Source organism: Vibrio sp. YT-19(2023) (genome assembly GCF_033337395.1).
The window spans coordinates 1-511 of sequence record NZ_JAWOQN010001190.1 but is presented as its reverse complement, the minus strand read 5'-3'; the positions used below and the strand labels follow the sequence as shown (position 1 = coordinate 511).

General features: G+C 47.6%; 1 protein-coding gene. It reads left to right on the top strand.

The genetic code is table 11. The features are described from left to right. A partial coding sequence (locus R7E78_RS30770) for a paraquat-inducible protein A (RefSeq protein WP_318059225.1) occupies positions 1 to 511 on the top strand: 511 nt, incomplete at both ends.

Below are 511 nucleotides of genomic sequence, written 5' to 3'. Positions count from 1 at the left end.
ATCACTCTGCTTCACGCAGCCAAAATGCTGGCTGAATTTCAAAACGCCCTACTTGGTGCGCTTCTGCTCGCGACGGTCGTCGTTTTGCCTGCTATCTATGTGGGTTTGATCCTTTTTCTGCACCTTGAGGCGTTAAAAGTTCGCAACCATCCGCCGTCTAAAAAGCAGCAGCGTATGGCCAAAGTACTTTGCCGAATTCTGTTTCGAGTTGAACCGTGGTTAATGGTCGATGTGTTTTTAATTGGCGTATTGGTGAGCTTAATTAAAATTGCGTCTCTGGCCGACATCGGAATGGGCAGCTCGTTTTGGGCGTTTTGCGTATACACAATATTGGTGGTGAAATGCATTTCGATGGTCGATAAAAGCTGGCTGTGGGGGCACTTTATTCCGGCAATCGAGTTACCAAGCGTCAAAGAAGGTGACACTCACCACAACCACAATCACATCGGTTGCCACACTTGCCACCAACTCAATCCCATCGAGGATAAAAAACATCAGCGCTGTATTCGCT